Annotated in this window: 25 protein-coding genes and 1 tRNA gene; 15 read left to right on the top strand and 11 right to left on the bottom strand. The window is 65.5% G+C overall.

Annotation, left to right across the window (positions count from 1 at the left end; translation table 11 throughout):
* Positions 1 to 27: 27 nt before the first annotated feature.
* Positions 28 to 927, top strand: coding sequence for an AraC family transcriptional regulator (locus CRO22_RS02660; RefSeq protein ID WP_097068537.1), 900 nt, complete (start codon positions 28 to 30; stop codon positions 925 to 927).
* 27 nt (positions 928 to 954) lie between these two features.
* Here CRO22_RS02660 and CRO22_RS02655 read toward each other — a convergent pair whose 3' ends face one another.
* From CRO22_RS02655 to CRO22_RS02630, 6 genes are all read right to left on the bottom strand, one after another.
* Positions 955 to 1,596, bottom strand: a complete 642-nt coding sequence (locus CRO22_RS02655) for an NrsF family protein (protein ID WP_097068536.1) — start codon at positions 1,594 to 1,596, stop codon at positions 955 to 957.
* Between the two features lie 4 nt (positions 1,597 to 1,600).
* The gene (locus tag CRO22_RS02650; protein WP_097068535.1) at positions 1,601 to 2,134 is read right to left on the bottom strand and encodes a sigma-70 family RNA polymerase sigma factor; all 534 of its coding nucleotides are present in this window, start codon (positions 2,132 to 2,134) and stop codon (positions 1,601 to 1,603) included.
* A gap of 106 nt (positions 2,135 to 2,240) precedes the next feature.
* Positions 2,241 to 2,681, bottom strand: coding sequence for a DoxX family protein (locus tag CRO22_RS02645; protein WP_097068534.1), 441 nt, complete (start codon positions 2,679 to 2,681; stop codon positions 2,241 to 2,243).
* The gene (locus tag CRO22_RS02640; protein WP_176518523.1) at positions 2,678 to 3,418 is read right to left on the bottom strand and encodes an HvfC/BufC N-terminal domain-containing protein; all 741 of its coding nucleotides are present in this window, start codon (positions 3,416 to 3,418) and stop codon (positions 2,678 to 2,680) included. Before CRO22_RS02640 ends, CRO22_RS02645 begins: the two co-directional genes overlap by 4 nt.
* Entirely contained in the window at positions 3,405 to 4,262 is an 858-nt protein-coding gene (gene bufB, locus CRO22_RS02635) for an MNIO family bufferin maturase (RefSeq protein WP_097068532.1), read from the bottom strand. Before bufB ends, CRO22_RS02640 begins: the two co-directional genes overlap by 14 nt.
* A gap of 52 nt (positions 4,263 to 4,314) precedes the next feature.
* Positions 4,315 to 4,632, bottom strand: a complete 318-nt coding sequence (locus CRO22_RS02630; RefSeq protein ID WP_097068531.1) for a BufA1 family periplasmic bufferin-type metallophore — start codon at positions 4,630 to 4,632, stop codon at positions 4,315 to 4,317.
* Positions 4,633 to 4,854: 222 nt separating this feature from the next.
* Between CRO22_RS02630 and rimK the strand changes: the two genes are divergently transcribed.
* Positions 4,855 to 6,282: a 30S ribosomal protein S6--L-glutamate ligase gene (gene rimK, locus CRO22_RS02625; protein ID WP_097068530.1), complete on the top strand. Its 1,428-nt coding sequence runs from the start codon at positions 4,855 to 4,857 to the stop codon at positions 6,280 to 6,282.
* A 41-nt stretch (positions 6,283 to 6,323) separates the two neighbouring features.
* On the opposite strand, the gene CRO22_RS02620 is transcribed toward rimK, so the two are convergent.
* Positions 6,324 to 7,172 carry an alpha/beta fold hydrolase gene (locus CRO22_RS02620; RefSeq protein ID WP_097068869.1) on the bottom strand — a complete coding sequence of 283 codons (849 nt, stop codon included), beginning with the start codon at positions 7,170 to 7,172 and terminating at the stop codon, positions 6,324 to 6,326.
* Between CRO22_RS02620 and CRO22_RS02615 the strand changes: the two genes are divergently transcribed.
* Positions 7,164 to 8,015: a phage portal protein gene (locus tag CRO22_RS02615; RefSeq protein ID WP_245860856.1), complete on the top strand. Its 852-nt coding sequence runs from the start codon at positions 7,164 to 7,166 to the stop codon at positions 8,013 to 8,015. The genes CRO22_RS02620 and CRO22_RS02615 overlap by 9 nt on opposite strands.
* Positions 8,016 to 8,324: 309 nt before the next feature.
* Here the strand turns inward: CRO22_RS02615 and CRO22_RS02610 are convergent, their stop codons facing one another.
* A complete protein-coding gene (locus CRO22_RS02610; protein ID WP_097068529.1) occupies positions 8,325 to 8,753 on the bottom strand; it encodes a type II toxin-antitoxin system PemK/MazF family toxin in 429 nt (142 codons plus the stop codon).
* Entirely contained in the window at positions 8,750 to 8,983 is a 234-nt protein-coding gene (locus CRO22_RS02605; RefSeq protein WP_217991861.1) for a helix-turn-helix domain-containing protein, read from the bottom strand. Before CRO22_RS02605 ends, CRO22_RS02610 begins: the two co-directional genes overlap by 4 nt.
* Before the next feature lie 99 nt (positions 8,984 to 9,082).
* On the opposite strand from CRO22_RS02605, the gene CRO22_RS02600 reads away from it, so the two are divergent.
* From CRO22_RS02600 to CRO22_RS02580, 5 genes are all read left to right on the top strand, one after another.
* A complete protein-coding gene (locus tag CRO22_RS02600; protein ID WP_097068527.1) occupies positions 9,083 to 9,274 on the top strand; it encodes a hypothetical protein in 192 nt (63 codons plus the stop codon).
* Positions 9,271 to 9,549: a hypothetical protein gene (locus CRO22_RS02595; RefSeq protein ID WP_097068526.1), complete on the top strand. Its 279-nt coding sequence runs from the start codon at positions 9,271 to 9,273 to the stop codon at positions 9,547 to 9,549. The genes CRO22_RS02600 and CRO22_RS02595 overlap by 4 nt, the downstream gene beginning before the upstream one ends.
* Positions 9,550 to 9,637: 88 nt before the next feature.
* A complete protein-coding gene (locus CRO22_RS02590) occupies positions 9,638 to 10,243 on the top strand; it encodes a hypothetical protein (RefSeq protein WP_097068525.1) in 606 nt (201 codons plus the stop codon).
* Positions 10,240 to 10,449, top strand: a complete 210-nt coding sequence (locus tag CRO22_RS02585) for a hypothetical protein (RefSeq protein ID WP_097068524.1) — start codon at positions 10,240 to 10,242, stop codon at positions 10,447 to 10,449. Before CRO22_RS02590 ends, CRO22_RS02585 begins: the two co-directional genes overlap by 4 nt.
* Positions 10,446 to 11,441: a site-specific integrase gene (locus tag CRO22_RS02580; RefSeq protein WP_245860855.1), complete on the top strand. Its 996-nt coding sequence runs from the start codon at positions 10,446 to 10,448 to the stop codon at positions 11,439 to 11,441. The genes CRO22_RS02585 and CRO22_RS02580 overlap by 4 nt, the downstream gene beginning before the upstream one ends.
* A gap of 81 nt (positions 11,442 to 11,522) precedes the next feature.
* Here the strand turns inward: CRO22_RS02580 and CRO22_RS02575 are convergent.
* Positions 11,523 to 11,596: transfer RNA gene (locus CRO22_RS02575), tRNA-Cys, on the bottom strand.
* A gap of 554 nt (positions 11,597 to 12,150) precedes the next feature.
* On the opposite strand from CRO22_RS02575, the gene ffh reads away from it, so the two are divergent.
* The 7 genes from ffh (at position 12,151) to trmD (ending at position 17,232) form a co-directional block, all read left to right on the top strand.
* A complete protein-coding gene (ffh, locus tag CRO22_RS02570; protein WP_097068523.1) occupies positions 12,151 to 13,668 on the top strand; it encodes a signal recognition particle protein in 1,518 nt (505 codons plus the stop codon).
* A 1-nt stretch (position 13,669) separates the two neighbouring features.
* Positions 13,670 to 14,209: a GNAT family N-acetyltransferase gene (locus CRO22_RS02565; RefSeq protein WP_097068522.1), complete on the top strand. Its 540-nt coding sequence runs from the start codon at positions 13,670 to 13,672 to the stop codon at positions 14,207 to 14,209.
* Positions 14,206 to 14,502: a chorismate mutase gene (locus CRO22_RS02560; RefSeq protein WP_097068521.1), complete on the top strand. Its 297-nt coding sequence runs from the start codon at positions 14,206 to 14,208 to the stop codon at positions 14,500 to 14,502. Before CRO22_RS02565 ends, CRO22_RS02560 begins: the two co-directional genes overlap by 4 nt.
* Positions 14,503 to 14,546: 44 nt before the next feature.
* Positions 14,547 to 14,900, top strand: a complete 354-nt coding sequence (rpsP, locus tag CRO22_RS02555; RefSeq protein ID WP_097068520.1) for a 30S ribosomal protein S16 — start codon at positions 14,547 to 14,549, stop codon at positions 14,898 to 14,900.
* A 75-nt stretch (positions 14,901 to 14,975) separates the two neighbouring features.
* Positions 14,976 to 15,485 (top strand): ribosome maturation factor RimM, encoded by a 510-nt coding sequence (gene rimM / locus CRO22_RS02550; protein WP_097068519.1) that lies wholly within the window; start codon positions 14,976 to 14,978, stop codon positions 15,483 to 15,485.
* Positions 15,482 to 16,297 (top strand): hypothetical protein, encoded by an 816-nt coding sequence (locus tag CRO22_RS02545; protein WP_097068518.1) that lies wholly within the window; start codon positions 15,482 to 15,484, stop codon positions 16,295 to 16,297. The genes rimM and CRO22_RS02545 overlap by 4 nt, the downstream gene beginning before the upstream one ends.
* A 119-nt stretch (positions 16,298 to 16,416) precedes the next feature.
* Positions 16,417 to 17,232: a tRNA (guanosine(37)-N1)-methyltransferase TrmD gene (gene trmD / locus CRO22_RS02540; RefSeq protein ID WP_097068867.1), complete on the top strand. Its 816-nt coding sequence runs from the start codon at positions 16,417 to 16,419 to the stop codon at positions 17,230 to 17,232.
* A gap of 12 nt (positions 17,233 to 17,244) precedes the next feature.
* On the opposite strand, the gene CRO22_RS02535 is transcribed toward trmD, so the two are convergent.
* On the bottom strand, positions 17,245 to 19,137 hold the full coding sequence (locus CRO22_RS02535; protein ID WP_097068517.1) for an acyl-CoA synthetase: 1,893 nt from the start codon (positions 19,135 to 19,137) through the stop codon (positions 17,245 to 17,247).
* Between the last annotated feature and the right edge of the window lie 108 nt (positions 19,138 to 19,245).

The raw sequence follows: 19,245 nt of genomic DNA, 5'->3' as shown, positions 1-19,245 counted from the left end.
AGACGTTGCGATGCTAGATTTCACGCCATGGAAAACGACGATCTTGCCCGTCTCAGAGATGTGATTGCCCGCCTGTGGCAAAGATATGGCCGGGAGACCCCGATTGATGGGCTCCATCTGACCTCGGTTTCGGTTCCAACCGGGCCGATCCATGCGGTTTACCGCCCCTCGCTCTGCGTCGTCGTGCAAGGAGCGAAGACCAGCATGCTCGGCGATCGCGCTTTTCGCTATGATGAAGGAAAATGCCTGATCGCCTCGATGGAAGTGCCGATCCGCGCCGAGATCACCCGCGCGACAGCGGAGCGCCCCTATCTGGCCTTCAGCCTCGCGCTCGATCCCGCGACCATTTCCGAACTGTTGCTGGAACTCGGGGAAGCTGAGGACATCCCGGCACATCCTGCACTCGCGGTGCATGAGTTCGCGACGGAGCTCACGGATCCTCTGTACCGATTGCTGGACCTTTGCGACCGGCCGCGGGACATTGCGATTCTTTCTCCGCTGATCCGGCGCGAGATCACCTGGCTCCTGCTGAACGGTCCGATGGGGCGGGTGTTGCGCCAAATCGGGCTTGCGGGCAGCCACATGGCGCGGATCGGCCGGAGCATTGCGCGCATTCGCGAGCGTTTTGCCGATCAACTGAACATACAACAGCTCGCCGATGTCGCGGGGATGAGCCCCGCGACCTTCCATCGCCATTTCAAGGCGGTGACGACGATGACACCGGTGCAGTATCAAAAGCAGCTGCGCTTGCAGGAGGCGCGGCGCCTGCTCCTTGCCGATACGGCGGATGTCGCCCGCGTCGGTTATGCGATCGGTTACGAGAGCCCGTCGCAGTTCAGCCGCGAATATCGCCGCATGTTCGGTGCCCCGCCCGGCCGCGATGGTGCGGCAATCCGCAGGGATCTCGCGCCCCGGAATGATCTCTGACAAAGGCGCGCCGGAGCCCTCGGGGCCTCACCAGCGCAGAAGCCAGCGCCCCGCTATCGCCCCGAGCGCGCTGCTCAGCGCAATGCCGCTGCCATACCAGGGCACATAGAACATCGGTGAATCCTCGGGGCAATGCAGGGAATAGCCCACCACGGCGAAAGCGCCGACGGCAAGCCCTGCCAGGGCGCCGGTTCGCGCGGGCCGGGTCGAGGCGCCCGCGCGCAAACCGCCGAGCGCAAGGCCCAGCGGCACAAGCGAGAGCGCGGTGATCGACAACAGGCAGGCGCCCACGGTATGGCCGAGCAATTCGGGCACCATCCGCTCGGGCGACGTGGCCAGGACGCGCGCCACAAAAAGCCCGAACGCGGCGGCGAGCGGCAGCAACAGCGGCCAGAGCGTGACATGTTGCGCGGGCCTTGCGCTGGCAAACGCCGCGCCCAGTGCGAGCAGGCCGAGCAGGAGCGGCACCAGCGTCTTGGCCGCGATCACCGGCTGGCGGATTGCGAGAGCGAGGTCGGGCCGCAGGCCAAGGAGCGCATAAAGCACACCAAGGCCGCACAGCAGCGCTGCAAGGGCGGCCCCCGTCACCCGGGAGGGGCGCAAGGGCGCGGGGTCCGGCTGCGTCGCAAGGTGCTCGATGAAGGCATCGGTCCGATCGGGTGTGGTCATCGCATCATCCTTTCACGATCTGGCCAAGACGTCTGAGCGCGCGGTGCAGGGCCACCCGCGCCGCGCCCGCCGAGAGGCCGAGCGGCGCCCCGGCTTCCTCGGCGCTGTCCCCCTCGAGCGCGACGGCGCGCACCAGCGCCGCCGAGCGCGGATCGATCCGGGCCAGAAGTCTCTCCGCATCGCGTCCCGCCAGCGGCGGGTGCTGATGCGGGTCTTCCAGCACTTCCGCGAAGGGCTCGATCGGCACATGGATGGCCGCGCCCCGCCGCCGGCAGGCATCGATCAGCTTGTAGCGGGCGATCGCATGCACCCAGGGGCGGACCGGGGCGTCGGGGCGCCAGCTATGACGTTTCAGATGGATTGCAAGCAACACCTCCTGCAGCACGTCTTCGTGCTGATCGCGCGGCAGCGCAGAGCCGCGGGCGCGCAGGATGGTGCGGATGGCCGGGCTGACCGCGCGCAGGAATTGCGCCAGCGCCATGCCGTCGCCCTCGTTGGCGCGCCGCAAAAGATCCGCCCATTCGTCGTGGTCTGCCATTCCCGTCTCCGGCCGCGCGACGTTCGGTTCCGCGATCCTAACCGATCCCGGGGCTGGGCGGCAATGGCGGGAGGCAGCGGAAGGGGGAGCCAGGGCAAGATCCACCTCAATCCCCCCCGCGCCCGGTGTCGACCCCGAGCGCCCGGTCGAGCGAGAACCGCCCGGGCCCCAGCACGACCAGCGCGAAGAGCGCCGCCCCCCAGAGCCCGTGGGTGATCCAGGCCTCCGGGTAGACGAAGATCTCGATCACCGCCGTCATCGCGATCAGCTCCAGCGCCGAGAGCCGGGTTAAGAGCCCTGCGATCAACAACGCGGGCAAAACGTGTTCCGCCGTAGTGGCCAGCACGGCCGCGCTCTCTGGCGGGATCAGGGGCAACCCGTATTCGTGCTCGAAAAGGTAATAGGTGGCGGGCTTGATCGTGAGACCCTCCACTTTGAGACGCCCCGATTGCAGGAAGACGCAGGCCGGAAAGAGCCGCAGCGCGAGGCTGACAAGATCGAGCGGCACCCGGGCGAAAAACTGGTTCAGGCGGATCAGCGCGGTCATGTGGCGGCCCTTTCGCAAAGCGCGCCCGCCTGCATCAGCGCGCGCAACAGTTCTGTGGGGTCAAGGTCCGGCACTTCGGCGGCGGCGCGCAGCAAGGGTGCGCCACGCCCGAGCGCTGCGATCAGGCTCGCCTCTGCGGACGAGATGGCGCGGACCGGCACCTGATAGGCGCGATCGCGCAATATCAAGGCGATTTCTGGGCCGGGGCGGATCGGGTGCGCCTCGGCGCCGGGCTGATTGCGGGCCCAGATCGAGACGGCGGGGGTAGCCAGCCGCATCAGGCAGACCGAAGGGTGCAAGGCCAGCCGTAGCGTCCCGGGATCGGCCGCAGCCAGCCGCGCGGGGGCAATCGGTGCGGCATCGGTCGCATGAAAGGCGCGGCCCCGCGCCAGTTCGATCCGCGCCACGTCGCCCATGTAGGGATAGCCCGCCAAAGGCGCGCAAGCTTCGAGATATCCGGGAAAGGCCTCCCCCCATTCGTGCAGCACCGGGCTTTGCGGCGGATGTGCCATGCAGAAGTGACGGGCCAGCGCCGCAAAGAATTCCACGCCGACAAGGCGCGAGATGACCGGGAAGCGCTGCTCGAGCGCGGTGCAGAGGCTCACGGTGACATTGTTGCGATAAACGTCGAAGCGGCGCGCGGCCTCGGCGGGCGCGCAGGCGGTAACCCCCTCGGGCAGGGCGCCGCCCGCGAGCGCCGCGCTGAAGCGCGCGAGCATTGAGTCATGCCGGTTCATGATGGGCCTCGTGCTGCAGCATCGCGGTGGCGCGATCGGCCTCGGCGGCCAGAACCGGCCAATCGGGCAGGTCATTGTCCCATTCGATCAGCAGTGGCAGCGGCCCGGCGCGACGGATGACCTCGGCACAAAGTGCCCAGACCGGATCGGCGACGGGGCTGCCATGTGCATCGATCAAAAGCGGCCCCGAGGGCAACTGCTCCACGGCGTGACCGCCGAGATGGATCTCGCCCACCGCCGCGAGCGGAAAGTCGGCGAGCATCTGCCACGGATCGCGGCGATGATTGGTGCAGGAGACAAACAGGTTGTTGACGTCGAGCAGAAGCCCGCAGCCGGTACGCGCGGCGATGGTGCGCAAAAACTCGGTCTCGGGGAATGTGGATTCGGCAAACAGGAGATAGGTGGCCGGGTTTTCCAACAGCATCCGCCGGCCGAGCGTATCCTGCACCTGATCGACATGGGCGCAGACAATGTCGAGCGTCTCCTCGGTATAAGGCAGGGGCAGCAGGTCGTTGAAATAGCCCGCATCATGGCTCGACCATGCCAGATGTTCGGAGAAGCTCTCGGGGGTATAGCGGTCACAGAGGCTCTTCAACCGGGCGAGGTGATCGCGCTCAAGCGGCGCCGCGCCGCCGATCGAGAGCCCGACCCCATGCACCGAGAGCGGGTAATCGGCCCGCAAGGCCGTCAGTTGCGCATGCGGCAGGCCACCCGCACCGAGATAATTCTCGGCATGAATCTCGAAGAAGCCGACACGGCCGTGATCGGCGCGGATCTGCGCAAAATGCTGCGGCTTGAAGCCGAGCCCTGCGGCAGCGGGCAGGCTGACGGGAAGACGGGTCATGGGATACCTCCGGGAAAGGGAGGTGCGGGCGGACCCGCACCCCGACGCGGGCTTACGAGGCGAGATCGCGATCGAGCGGCATCAGCGCGCCATGCCGGGCCATGCCATCGGCCGCGGCGGGCAGTTCCATCGTCATGCAGGTGCCCGCCGGCACGAGCTTCCACGAATTGCCTTGATAATCGACTTTCGAAGTGCCCGCGCAGGTGGTGCCGGGACCCGCGGCGCAGTCGTTCTGCCCGGCCAGGGCAACGCCGTAGCATTTCTCCATGTCTTCGGCCTGGGCAGGCAGGGCCGCCATCGCGCCAAGCGCACAGGCGAGCGTGGCGCAAAGCGTGAGCTGCGATGCGCGGCGGGGGGTGGATGCGGTCATGGTCAGTCTCCCTGTTGGTTCCGAAAGGCTCTCTGCCCTTCCTCAAGCATTTCGCGGCGACCCGACCTTTTGTTACAGCCCTCACGCAGCCGTGATCGCGGCGCGGCGGGGCCTCGCTTGAGGGGCATCCACCGGCGCAAATTCGCGCCGCGCGCCGCCGCGCGGGCGGAACCGTTACAATCCCGTGGCAGGCAGGGGCGACAGATTCGGAAAGGAACGTCCATGACCAGCTCCCCCCTGCTCTTCGGTTGGGAAGAATGGCTCGCATTGCCCGATCTGGGCCTGCCCGCGATCCTTGCAAAAGTGGATACCGGCGCGCGCACCTCGGCCCTCCATGCCGCCGAGATCGCGCCGTTCGACGGGGGGGACGGGCCGATGGTGCGCTTTGTGCTGCATCCGGTGCCGGGCCGCGCGGATGTGGCGGTCCGGTGCGCCGCACCGCTGGTCGATCGGCGAGATGTCACCTCGTCGAATGGCGAGAGCGAACATCGCTTCGTGATCCGCACCCGGATCGAAGTGGCCGGGCAGAGCTGGCCGATCGAGGCGACCCTGACCGATCGCGGCACGATGACCAGCCGGATGCTGCTCGGGCGGCAGGCCCTGCTCGACCATATCACCATCATGCCGACCGCGCGCCGGATGCAACCGGAACTGAGCTACGATCTTTATGCCACGCCGACGCGCGCCCCGGAGCCAAACCGTCGGAGCCTGCGCATCGCCGTGCTGTCGCGCGAAGACAATTACACCACGGGACGGCTCGTCGAGGAGGGGCGCGCGCGCGGCCATATCGTCGATCTGATCGATACAACGCGCTGTTACATGGCAATCAACACGCTCGCCCCCGAGGTCTGCTACGACGGCGAGCGGCTGCCGCGCTTTGATGCGGTGATCCCGCGCATCGGCGCCTCGGTCACGCCCTATGGCACGGCGGTTGTGCGCCAGTTCGAAACGCTCGGCACCTATTGCGTGAACGGCTCCGAAGGCATCGCCGCCTCGCGCGACAAGCTTTATGCGCATCAGATCCTCGCGCGGGCGGGCATCGGCATGCCCGACACCGCCTTTGCCTCCTCCCCCAAGGACACCCGCAACCTGATCGCCCTCGTCGGCGGCGCGCCGCTGATCGTCAAGCTCATTGCTTCGAGCCAGGGCAAGGGGGTGGTGCTGGCCGAGACGACGAAGGCAGCAGAAAGCGTGATTTCCGCCTTCCGCGGTCTGCGCGCGAATTTTCTCGTGCAGCATTTCGTGCGCGAGGCGGCGGGCGAAGACATCCGCTGCCTGGTGATCGGCGGCAAAGTGGTCGCGGCGATGAAGCGGCGCGGCGCGGAGGGGGATTTCCGTTCCAACCTGCATCAGGGCGGTTCGGGCGAGCCGGTGCGGATCTCGCCTGCTGAGCGCAGCGCCGCGGTCAAGGCGGCGCGGGCCTTCGGGCTCGGGGTTGCCGGGGTGGACCTGCTGCGCGCCCATGACGGGGCGAAAGTGCTCGAAGTCAATTCCTCGCCCGGGTTCCGCGGCATCGAGACGATCACCGGCAAGAATGTGGCACGGCTGCTCTATGCCGAGATCGAGGCGCGAGTCAAACCGGCCGCTCCTGCCGCGGATCCGCCGGTTTGCGCGCAGTCGGCGCGGATCGAGGCAGAGACATCCTTGTGAGGGCAGCCTGACCGCGCCCGGTGGCGCGGGCCGCTTTGCGCTCAGCCCGCCCTTTGCGTCTCGCAGGCGCGCACCCTGGCCAGCCAGTCTCCGATGCAGCGCGTAGCCGCAGGCTCGTCGAGAAAGGGGATATGGCCGCGCGCGGGCACATCGGCAAAGGTCATGTCAGGGCGGCGACGGCACATTTCCGCGGCAGTTTTTGCCGACAGAAGATCTGACCGCGCCCCCCGGATCAGCGCGAGCGGCACCCCCGCGCAGGCGTCGAAAAGCGGCCAGAGGTCCACCGGGGGCCCGGCCATCGCCGCCTCGAAGGCCATCCGCAGCGCCGGGTCATAGGTCAGGCCGAGCCCCTCCGGCAGTTGCCGGTAGTGGCGCATGGCTTCTTCTTCCCAGCGCAGCGGCGGAACATGGTCAAAACCCGACATCGTCGCCGCCAGCCGTTCCGCCGCTTCTTCGAGGGTCTGCACGCTTGGCGCAAGGCCGACATATTGGCTGATCCGCACGAGCCCGTCGCGCTCAAGCACCGGGCCTACATCGTTGAGGCAGAGCCCGGCGAGGCGTGGCTGCGCGGTGGCGGCAATCACCATGCCCAAAAGCCCGCCGCGCGAGGAGCCGATCACCGCCGCCCGCGCAAGGCCCAGATGATCGAGAAGTGCGAGCGCGTCGCGCGCCTCCTGAGCGACGGTATAACTGTCCGCGCCGGTCCAGTCCGACCCGCCGCGGCCGCGGCTGTCGAGCCGGATCAGCCGCACTGCGGGGGGCAGGTGATGCGCGAGATAATCGAAATCGCGCCCGTCACGGGTGAGCCCCGCCAGCGCCAGAAGCGGCAGCCCCGCGCCCTCGTCGCGATAGGCAAGCCTTGCGCCGTCTTCAGCGATGAAGTGTTTCATCTGACCGCGCGCGGACTGGCGCTGCGGGGCGAAGCTGTCTTCCTGATCCGTGATCGCCTGATCCCGGCAACCGACTGGGACATGACCACCCGCGACGGCGTGCCGCGAGCCTATCGCCTGCGCATCCCCGAGGTTGGGGGCGGTCGCTCGGAAACCGCTCTGGCGGCCGAGGTGCTTCACTTCCGCATTGGCTGCGATGCCGTCACGCCCTGGGCCGGATCTGCGCCGCTTCGCCGATCGCAGCTTTCGGCACAGCTTCTGCACGAGCTGGAAACCGCCCTGCGGGACGTGTTCCACGATGCCCCCTTGGGCTCGCAGATCATTCCCGTCCCCGAGGGCTCGGCCGAGGACATGGCCGGGCTGCGTGCGGGCTTCCGCGGGCGGCGCGGCGCCGCGCTGGTGATCGAGGGCGTGGCCCAGGCCGTGGGGGCCGGGATGCACCCGCAGCTTGGGAAGGCCCCCGATCAGCTTTCCCCGGACCTGTCGCGCACCCTGGCGGACAAGGTGCTGAGCGAGGCCAAGGCTGCGGTCTTCTCGGCCTTCGGTGTGCTCCCGGGGCTGCAGAACCCGGCGACCACCGGGCCGATGGTGCGCGAGGCGCAGCGGCATCTGGCGCAGCTGGTGCTGCAACCCATTGCCATGCTGATGGCCGAGGAGGCAACGGCAAAGCTCGGCGGCATGGTGTCGATCGACGTGGTGCGCCCGATGCAGGCCTTCGACGCCGGCGGCAAGGCCCGGGCGCTTTCGACCATGGTCGCGGCGCTGGCGGCAGCGAAGGAAGCCGGGATCGAGGGCGCGACCTTGCAGGACGCGCTGGCCTTCATCGACTGGGCTGACGAATAGGGCAGGATGCGCCCTGCGGCTTCATGGCGCGCAGCATCCCCGTTACTCGGCGAGTGGGCAAACCCCGAGAGAGCGCGGCCTGTCCCCCATAGCGGGCGCGGCGCTCAACCGCGCTTCGGAAGTTCGTTCTGAACGAATTCAGCCACGTGCCTGGCGGAGCTGCTAAGCTAGAAATGGAAAGCCCTGCCTCGGAAGGCAGGGCTGTCAACCATTCGGATTTGGTATCATCCTACACAGGCCCGCCACCCTAGGGTGGACTTGAGGCGCACCACAGAACCCTGCGAGCGCAGACAACACCCATATGCGTTGTCAACCCTCTTTTGTCAAGGATTCTAGGCCGAGCGCATGCAGCATCGATGTGCGCACACGGGATAATTCATCGGCCGAAAGAACGATCTGCAAGTACTTCCGCTTTCCCGTCACTTTGTCACGCCCTGTGTAGGGGAGCTTCATACGGGTATAAGCCAACGTGGCGAGCATATCGCACTTCGCCCACTTGATTTTCCCTTCGTAGGGCTCTGGCGCTGCGGTCGGCAATTCGATCCGACATTGATACCTGATGCCAGAGCGCGCAGGTGTAGTGCTGAGCGGGACGACTGTGCAAAGGCCGTCTCGGTACGGAAGGCGCGGAGATACAACAACCGCAAGCCGTTCCTTGACCATTTCCGGCTCGCGAAAGCCTGTAGAGTAGTCACAAATGACAATGAGGCCCGGTTTGGGCGGGAATTTTAAGCTCATTCGTTAGAATTCTTCTTCAACCGCACCCCGGCACCCTCGCCGTTCTCCGGGATGAACTCGACGCCGGCAGCTTCCAGGGCGGACTGAATTGCCTCGATCGTTCGCGCCTTCAGGGGCTCGCCCTTCTCAAGGCGGGTGATCGTGTTGGTCGAAACCCCCGCCGCTTCCGCGAGTTCACGCACCCCGATACCGAGGCCAGATCGCGCCATTCGGCACTGTGCAGGCGTCATATTCGCTTCACCGTGTTCATTTCGCTTTACAGTAGCGATTTTTGATCTACTGTTGAGACACTGTAGCGAAACCGCGACCATGTATCAACGGAGCCCGTAATGCCGAACACTGTTCCGGCAGCCGTCCCCGGCTTGCCTGCCGCCCGCCTGAACGAAATCCACGACTGCCTCGCGCTCGCGCTCGACGCGACCGAGCGCCAGACCGGCTACAGCCAGACCGAACGCGAGGCCCGCGCCTACATCCGCTCGGCCCTGCGCCAGACCTGCAAGCTGATGGAGGCCCGAGCATGAAACGCCGCAGCTTCCTCGCCGCCGCCCCGGCCCTCGGCCTGATCGGCCTTCCCGCGCCCATGCTGGCCCACCCCGCGTTGAGCTTCGAAGAGCGCGCCGAGGAAATCGCCGAGATGATGCGCCAGCACTTTCGCCCCACCCTGCCCGAGGGGGTCGAGCGCTACGCCATCACCATTCAGGACGCCCCGGGCATCCCCATGGGGCCGAACGAATGCCGCCTGACCGGCTATGCCGGGGAGCTGAACTGGTTTCCGACCGGAAGAGGGTGGCTCTGACTGTCGAGTACAGATGACGGTTGGTAACTAATCGCGTGAAGGTAGTTTAGGGGTGGCGCACCTCTAAAATGCAAGGTATTCATTAGGAATGAAACTGGTCTCCTTCATCCCCCTCATGGTCTGCATGCTCGGCGTCGAAGAAAAGACGCTGCGCATGTATCTGAAATATCTGCGCGATGCCGGCATGTTCTCGACGGGTGCCCGAGGCGTGAATGCCCCGGACATCACGGCTCTGGATGCCGCCCGAGTGATTATCGCGGTTCTCGCCTCCCCCTCGCCGAGCCGGGCGGTGAGGGACGTCGAATTCTTTGGGGGGCTCCTGCCGGCCTATCACGAATGCAACTGGGGGCCGCTGGAACTCTTCGCCCATCAGCCGGACAAGACCCTGCTCGACGTGGTTGTGGACTGCCTCGAGCATGAAGTGCTTTACGAGGTGGGAGGCCTCGCGAACATCCGGATTTCGGATAACGGCAACGCGCAGATCGAGAACGAGAATTTCAGGGTCATCTATCATGACCGGGCGTTTTCCGACGCCATGCACGACGCTTCGACGGTCAAAGAGAAGGTCGAGATCATGCAACGCTCCGAGACCATGGAGCGCAGCGGAGGCACGCGGGTTGTGCGCTCGGCCTTCTATCCGATCGAGGGGATTGCCGAGATCGGCCAGGAGCTCCTTGGGTGGGAAGCAGAATGACCCGCATTACCCCCTTCTATGTGACTGAGAAGAGCGCCGCCGCCCTGCTGGACATGGGCGTTGCGGAATTTCGTTCGCATGTGGAAGCGGGACACCTGCCGCGCGGCCAGGAGATCGTTCCGGGCACTCTCCGGTGGGATGCGGAGGCTCTGCGCATGATCGGCCGAGGTGATGCGATCGATGGCATGGGAAGTGTGGACTGGTGAAAAAGTATCTCTGGCAGCACCCTTCCGGCCGCATCTATTTCCGCAAGAAGGGCATGAAGCTGATCCGCATGACGGCGCCGGAGGGCACCGAGGCGTTTGACAGGCAGTATTGGGAGATCCTGACCGGCCGGCACTTCGAGGCGAAGACCTCATGGGCCGCACTCATGGACGATTACCGGACCTCGGATCGGTGGACCTCGCTCAAGCCCCGGACCCGCTCCGACTATGACAAGGTGATGGAATACCTGCGCGAGAAGATCGGCGCTCGGGACGTGAAAGCGCTGACGCGCGCCGACGTGATCGCAGCCCAGAAGGCGAATGCGCATCGCACCCGCTTTGCGAACTACATCCCTCAGATGCTTGTGGTTCTTTGCGAGCACGCGATTGATCTGGGGTGGATCCAGAGCAACCCGGCGAAGGGCGTGCGGGCTCTCAAGACGCCGGCGGATCGCAAGAAAGAGCATCACCCGTGGCCTGATTGGGCTGTGGAGAAATTCCGTGCTGAGGCACAGGCTTTGCCCCGGCTTATCTTCGAGATCGGGGTGGGGAGCGTCCAGCGCCCCGGGGATTGGGTTGATTTCACTTGGGGTGACTATGACGGTGATTCTCTGACGCTTCACCAGAACAAGACCGGCAAGGCGTTGGTGCTGCCCTGCACGGTTGAACTCAAGGCTGCGCTCGATCGTGAAAAGGCGCGGCTCGGAGCGGTGCCGATCGCCGCACGTCGTATTCTGACCCAGCGGAACGGCAACCCGATGAACTATCACTACATGGCGACCGTGCTGCGCAAAGAGCGCGTTCGCCTCGGACTGGAAGCCTATGACCAGCACGCTCTGCGCTATCGCGGAGTGCAGGAACTGGCGTGGCACGGATGCACCGATGAAGAAATCAAGGCTTACAGCGGGCACACGACTGACGCGATGGTTCGCAAGTATGCGGGCGAGGCTCGGCAGATCATGCACGCCCGTAAAGCACGGGGGAAACGCCAGTGAACAGAACGGGCACGGAACAGAAACGTGATACCCTCGGTGATACTATCGAGGGCGCTGCTCGTGCTAAGTCACTGAAAGTATTGGAGGCGGGTACCGGAATCGAACCGGTCTTCACGGATTTGCAATCCGCTGCGTAACCTCTCCGCCAACCCGCCGAGAGCGTGGTCTGATTAGATTTTTCCGGCGCGATGGTCAAGCGGTTATCACTCTGGTCATCAAGTTCGCGTTTGGGGGCCGTTCCGTTCACGGCGCTTCTCCCGCGCTTGGCGGGCAAGTCTGATGTGGCGCACCAACGCCTTTCTGGAGCGGCCTGTACAGCCCCTGCTTTCGTGATCATTGCCGTGCGCCACCAGGGCGCGGACAGGCGCCGATGGCCATTCCGCCGCGTGCGAGCGGAAAACTGTTCCTAGAGGTGCCCGTGAACGGGCTGCGCCTCTCGGGCTCTGCGCGCAACGCCTCCGCGGTGCCAAAGATACTTGAAGCCGGTTTCCGGACGGCCAAGCGCCCATGGAGCGTCGATTGCACAGGACACGACGACTCGGATGGCGTGAACGTTGACTCGTCGGGACTTTTCGCATAAACGGACTCGGATTCCCGGAGGATGAGGCCTCCGGTCCTCGCATTTGCGAGGATCGCCACCAGTCAGCGCGTTGCGCCCACTGGTGTGCTTGTCGTTTTTCAGGCCGCGTGCGCGGCGCAGGAGGGCACGATGTTCGAGTCTCTTTCCGAACGCCTTGGCGGGGTGTTCGAGCGACTGACGAAACAGGGCGCGCTGACGGCCGAGGATGTCAAGGTCGCGATGCGCGAGGTGCGCACCGCGCTGCTGGAGGCCGATGTCTCGCTGCCTGTGGTGCGCGATTTCGTCAAGCGGGTCGAGGCCAAGGCCACCGGCGCGCAGGTGACAAAGTCGATCAGCCCCGGCCAGCAGGTGGTGAAGATCGTCCATGACGAGATCGTCGCCATGCTCTCGGGCGAAGAGCCCGCCGATACGCTGAAAATCGACAACCCGCCCGCGCCGATCCTGATGGTCGGCTTGCAGGGTGGCGGCAAGACCACCACCACCGCCAAGCTCGCGCGCCGCCTGAAGGAGCGCGAGAAAAAGCGCGTGCTGATGGCGTCGCTCGACATTTACCGCCCGGCGGCGATGGAGCAGCTTGCCATTCTCGGCACACAGATCGGCGTTGATACGCTGCCGATCGTGGCGGGCGAAAGTGCGGTGCAAATCGCCAAACGCGCGAAAACGCAGGCCGCGATGGGCGGCTACGACGTTTATCTGCTCGACACCGCGGGCCGTCTGCAGATCGACGATGTGCTGATGCGCGAAGTGCAGGACGTTCGCGATGCGGTCTCGCCGCGCGAGACGCTGCTTGTGGTCGACGGCCTCACCGGGCAGGTTGCCGTCGAGGTGGCGCAGGAGTTTGACGACAAGATCGGTGTCACCGGCGTGGTGCTCACCCGGATGGATGGTGACGGGCGCGGCGGTGCGGCGCTCTCGATGCGTGCCACCACCGGAAAGCCCATCCGCTTTGTCGGCCTTGGCGAAAAGATGGATGCGCTCGAAACCTTCGAGGCGGAGCGGATCGCGGGGCGCATCCTCGGCATGGGCGACATTGTTGCCCTCGTCGAGCGGGCGCAGGAAGTGTTCGAGAAGGAACAGGCGGAGCGCATGGTCAAGCGCTTCCAGAAGGGCCTGTTCAACATGAACGACATGAAGTCCCAGCTTGAGCAGATGATGAAGATGGGCGGCATGCAGGGCGTGATGAGCATGATGCCCGGCATGGGGAAAATGGCAAAACAGGCCGAGGAGGCGGGCTTTGACGACCGCACCATCCGCCGCCAGATCGCCATGATCCAGTCGATGACGAAGCAGGAGCGCGCACGCCCCGAGATGCTGCAGGCGAGCCGCAAACGCCGCATCGCCGCGGGTTCGGGCGTTGATGTTTCCGAGCTGAACAAGCTTCTGAAGATGCACCGGCAGATGGCCGACACGATGAAGAAGCTCGGCAACATGAAAGGCGGCATGCTGAAACAGGCGATGGCCGCGATGCAGGGCAAGTTCGGCGGCCTGCCGGGCAAGGATGATCTCGACCCCGCGAAGATGGAAGAGGCCACCCGCGCCATTGGCCAGATGAAGGGCCTGCCCGGCGCCATGCCCGGCATGGGCAATCTTGGTGGCGTGAAGCTGCCGCCGGGCCTCTCGGGCCTCGGGCTCGGCAAGAAGAAGTAACATGGTCGCTCTGTCCCCCACCCCGGTTCTGGAGACCGCGCGTCTCGTGCTCCGCGCTCCCGCGGCGCGGGACTTTCCGGCGTGGTGCGATTTTCTGCTCTCCGAGCGTGGCCGCTTCGTGCGGGCCGTGGACAATATCGACGAGGCGCAGGCCTGGCGTGCCTGGGCCGGTGTGATCGGCCACTGGGTGATGCGCGGCTGGGGCAGCTTTGTCATCACCACCAAGGAAAGCGATGCCGCGCTGGGCATGACCGGCCCCTGGGCGCCGATCAACTGGCCCGAGCACGAGATCGGCTGGACCTGCTGGTCTGAAATGCATGAGGGCCGTGGCCTGATGACCGAGGCCGCCCGCGCCACCATCGACCACGCCTATCGCACGCTGAAATGGGACACGGCGGTGAGCTATATCGCGCCCGACAACGCCCGTTCGATCGCGTTGGCCGAGCGGCTTGGCGCCACGCTCGATGCCACGGCCAAGCCTTTCCCGGGCGAGAAAGAGGCGCTTGTCTACCGCCATCCGAAACCGGAGGATCTCGCATGAGCGATGCCGCCGCCCGCGCCGCACAGCTTCTGGCCGAACATCGCGCCTCGATCGACCGGCTCGATGCGATCCTCGTCTATACGCTCGCGGAACGGTTCAAGCAGACGCAAGCCGTGGGCAAGCTGAAGGCGGAGCACGATCTGCCGCCCTCCGACCCCGCGCGCGAGGCGCAACAGATCGAGCGGCTGCAACAGCTTGCCCGCGAAGCCGATCTCGACCCGGAATTCGCCCGCAAATTCCTCACCTTCGTGATTTCGGAAGTTATCCGGCATCACGAGACTTTCCAGAAATGACGGCCGCCGAAGGCCCTCACCCAGCCATCTGAAGGAGATACACAATGGCTATGAAAATCCGTCTCGCCCGCGGCGGCTCGAAAAAGCGCCCCCATTACGCGATCGTCGCGTCCGACTCGCGCATGCCGCGCGACGGCCGCTTCCTCGAGAAGCTGGGCACCTATAACCCGCTCCTCGCCAAAGACAGCGAAGACCGCGTGAAAATGGACATGGAGCGCGTGCAATACTGGCTTGGCCAAGGCGCCCAGCCGACCGACCGCGTGGCCCGCTTCCTTGAAGCCGCCGGGGCGATGCCGAAAACCGAGCGCAAGAACATGAAAAAAGCCGAGCCGGGCGACAAGGCGAAGAAACGCGCCGAAGAGAAAGCCGCCAAGGCTGCCGCTCCGGCCGAGGAATGAGTTCCGCAAGGAACCTCGTTTCGCTATGACTTGGAGGCCGGGCAGCGATGCCCGGCCTGTGCATCTGGAGGGGTGATGTCGAAACCGGATCGTGTCTGCGTGGGCGCCATTGCCGGCGCCTTTGGCGTGCGCGGCGAAGTGCGGCTGAAAAGCTTCTGCACCGAGCCCGAAGACATTGCCGCTTACGGCCCGCTTTTCACCGAGGACGGAGCGGGGAGCTATACCGTCAAACTCACCCGCCCGGTCACCGGCGGGCTGGGCGCGCGGCTCTCGGGCGTCGCGACGAAAGAGGCGGCCGATGCGCTCCGCGGAGTCACCCTCTGGGTGGATCGTGCCCGGCTGCCGAGCTTGCCCGATGATGAGTTTTATCACACCGATCTGATTGGCCTCGAAGTGCGCGATACCGGCGGCGCGGTGATCGGTCAGGTGCGTGCGGTGCAGAATTTCGGCGCGGGCGATATTCTCGAAATCTACGCGCCCGGGCGCAAGACCACGCTTTTGCTGCCCTTTACCCGTGCCGTGGTGCCCACGGTCGACCTTACGGCGGGGCGCATCATCGCCGACCCGCCTGAGGAAGTTGAATGATGCAGGTGTTTCTGCATCTCGGCTTTCATAAAACCGCCACCTCCTCGGCGCAGGCCTTTTTGCACGAAAACCGCGAACTGATCTGGCCGCGGGCGGCCCTTGCGCTGCCCGGACGAATGCGCGCGGTCTCGCATGCCGTTTTTGAGCATTGCTTTGCCCGCAATGCCCGGAGCGCCGAAGCGATCACGGCGGCGATGCGGGCCTTTTTGTCCGGGCTCACGCTCGGACCCAAGCGCAGACTGATCATCAGTGCCGAAAACCTGCTCGGCCCGATGCCGCTCGGGCTCGATCCGGCGCCTTATCCGGCTGCGGGCGAGAGCATTGCCGCCCTTTTGGCCGCGTTCGAGGTGTTTGACTGGCCGGTCGAGGTGACGCTCTATTTTTCCACCCGCGCGCAGGCGAGTTGGGTCGAGAGCATCTGGGCGCATCAGGCGCGCAAGGATCAGCTTGTGCCGTTTTGCGAAGATCTGGAGAGCTTCCGCGCCGGGCTTGACCAGATGCCGCTGCGCGCGCAGCTCGCGCGGATCTGCGCCGCGCTGCCGGGGCAGAAAGTCGTCAGCCATGACGTTTCGGAATTTGCGTCCATGCGCTTTGGCGCGGGCCAGCCGTTCGTTGATTTTCTGAGCCTTCCGCGGGACGTGCAGGATCAGTTCGTGGCCGTGCCGGCGCGCAATGTTGCCCCGCCGCGCGCGGTGACCGAAGAGCTGATCGCGCTCAATCGCGTGGATCTGCTCGATGCAGAGCTCGCCGCGGCGAAACGCGCGGTCTTGCAGCGCGCGGGGCTGATTGCGCCCGAGGGAGAGACGTTTTGAGCACGCCCGAAGACCCCGAGAAAGAGCCCGGCCCCGCGCCGGAGCGCCCGCCCAAAGCGGGCGCTGTGAAGCTTTCCACCTTCGATCTTGCCGCAGAGCTGCGCACGGATGCGGTGCCGATGCCGGGACCGGCCGCGCGCTCGCATGGCAGCCGCTCGGTGGTGACATCGCTGGGCGCGGTGGTTCGGCCGCGCGATCTGATGGCTGAGACCGCCGAGGCAAAGGCCGCCTGGCGCGCCCGGATCGTGACGCTCTTTCCCGAGGCGTTTCCGGGGGTTCTTGGCCTCAGCCTCACCGGCAAGGCGCTTGAGGCCGGGCTTTGGGGGCTTGAGACGATCGATCTTCGTCTGTTCGGGATCGGCAAGCACCGCAATGTTGACGATACGCCCGCCGGGGGCGGCGCGGGGATGGTGCTGCGCGCCGATGTGGTGGCGGCGGCGCTTGATGACGCCGCGCGCGGCACGCCTGCGGACCGCGCCCGTTGGCCGGTGATCTACATGTCGCCGCGCGGCAAGCCGTTCACGCAGGAGGACGCCCGCCGCCTTGCCGCCGCCGAAGGGGTGACACTTCTCTGCGGCCGGTTTGAAGGGGTCGATGAGCGCGTGCTTGAGGCCTATGGCGTCGAAGAAATCTCGATCGGGGATTTTGTGCTCACCGGGGGCGAGCTTGCGGCGCAGGTGGTGCTCGATGCCACGGTGCGCCTGCGCGAGGGGGTGCTTGGCAATGCCGACAGCGCGACCGAAGAGAGCCATTCGAACGGGCTTTTAGAGCATCCGCAATACACCCGCCCGGCGGAATGGCAGGGCCGCGCGATTCCCGAGGTCTTGACCTCGGGCAATCACAAGAAGATCGCGGCGTGGCGGCGGGAGATGAGCGCGGCGCTCACGCGCGCGCGCCGCCCTGACCTGTGGCAGAAGTTCACCGCCAAGGAGTAACGCGCCGCCGCGTTACTCTGCCCAGTCCCAGGGCACGGTGAACTGCCCCATCACCTGGCGCAGTTTCTCCTCGTCAAACGCGCCGGTGCTGGCGAGTTGCGCCACGAGGCCCCGCTTCTTGTCCTCAACGACGGCGAGCACATGCGCCGTCACCTCCGCTTCGGTCAGCGCGGCATTGATGACGCGCGTGATGGCCCGCTTGCGCAAATCGGGTTTGAAGATCTTGCCCACAGCGGTTTTCGGCAGTTCCGCCATCACCTCGATATGTTTCGGGATCGCGGCGCGTTCGTGGATGTGGCGCTTGGCATGGGCAAGAAGCTCTTCCATCTCGACGTTCGCGCCATCCATCAGCTCCAGATAAACGCAGGGGAGTTCGCCCGCGAAGGCATCAGGCTGGCCGATCGCGCCCGCAAAGCTGACGGAGGGATGCGCGAGCATCGCCTCTTCGATCTCGGCGGGGTCGATATTGTGGCCGCCGCGGATGATCAGATCTTTCGCGCGGCCGGTGATCCAGAGATAGCCATCCGGGTCGAGCCGACCGAGGTCGCCGGTGCGCAGGAACCGGTCTTCGGCAAAAAGGTCGTGGTTCTTGTCGACTTCTGTGTAGGTCGAGCCCTCGAACACGCCGGGGTTGGCCACGCAGATCTCGCCCACTTCGTCGATGCCGCATTCGGTGAAGCCGCCTTCGGTCTTGCGCAGGATCCGAACATGCGAATAGGGCAGCGGCAGGCCGACGGAGCCGACCTTCTTCACCCCGTCAACCGGGTTCACGGCGACGAGGCAGGTGGCCTCGGTGAGCCCGTAGCCCTCGCAGATCTCGACCCCCGTCGCCTCCTTGAAGCGGTTGTAAAGCTCCACCGGCAGCGGTGCCGAGCCGGAGATCGCCGTGCGCAGGCTTGAGATATCGGCATCCACCTTGCGCTGCATCAGCGCCGCGATGGCGGTGGGCACCGAGATCAGGAACGTGACCTGCCAACGCTCCACGAGCTTCCAGAAATTGTCGAACACGCCCTCGCCGCGATAGCCCGCGGGGGTCGGAAAGACCACATGCGCGCCCGAGGCAATGGCCGACATCAGGATCGGATAGGCCGCGAAAACATGAAACAGCGGCAACGGGCAGATCATCACATCCTTGTAATCAAAGAGCAAAGTGCCGCCGAGCCAGCCGTTGTAGATCATGCCGGAATATTTGTGCTGCGCCACCTTGGGCATGCCGGTGGTGCCGCCGGTGTGGAAATAGGCAGACACCCGGTCGCCCGTCGCATCCTCGAACACGAGCCGGTCGGCGGGCATGCCGTCACAGGCGAGGTTGAAGCAATAGACATCGGCGTGATGCTTGAAATGGGTCTTCGGGCGCAGGAAGGGAACGATGAACTTCTTTGCCCCGGTGAGATAGCGATTGAGATCGACCTCCAGCACCACCTGCACATTCGGCGCATGTTTCACCGCCTCGGCGGCCTTTTGCGCCACATCGGTCTTCGGGAAGCTTTTCAGCGTGACGAGCACCTTCGCCTTGGTCTCGCGCAAGATCGCGGCGATCTGTTCGGCTTCAAGCAGCGGGTTGATCGGGTTCACGATCCCCGCAACCGAGCCGGCAAGCAGCACCACCGCGGTCTCAAGGCAGTTCGGCAGGAGGTAGGCGACGGTGTCCGTCTCCTTCACACCGAGGCTGCGCAGCAGGTTCGCGGCCTGCGTCACCCGGGCATGAACCTGATCCCAGGTCCAGGTGACGGCCGGGTCTTTCGGACCGGAGGTGATCTGGAAGCTCAGTGCCGGGCGGGTGCCGTGGCGCTGTTTGACCCGGGTCAGGAACTCATACATCGTCAGCGCCCGGTCGCGCTCTTCCCATGGCATCTGGGCTTCAACGCGGTCGCGATCGGCCACGGTCGCAAAAGTCTCGGTCATGCTGGTCCTCCCCGGCCCGTTCCTCCGCGAGCCTGCCCGTCACTTTGCGAAATCCTGCGCCTACGGGCAAGGCCGAGGGGCGACGAAACGTCACGTCATCGCGCGGCC

It is taken from the genome of Rhodobacter maris, from assembly GCF_900217815.1.
Lineage (GTDB): Bacteria > Pseudomonadota > Alphaproteobacteria > Rhodobacterales > Rhodobacteraceae > Rhodobacter > Rhodobacter maris.
Note: the sequence above shows the minus strand (reverse complement) of the source record. Positions and strands in the feature narration are given on the sequence as shown.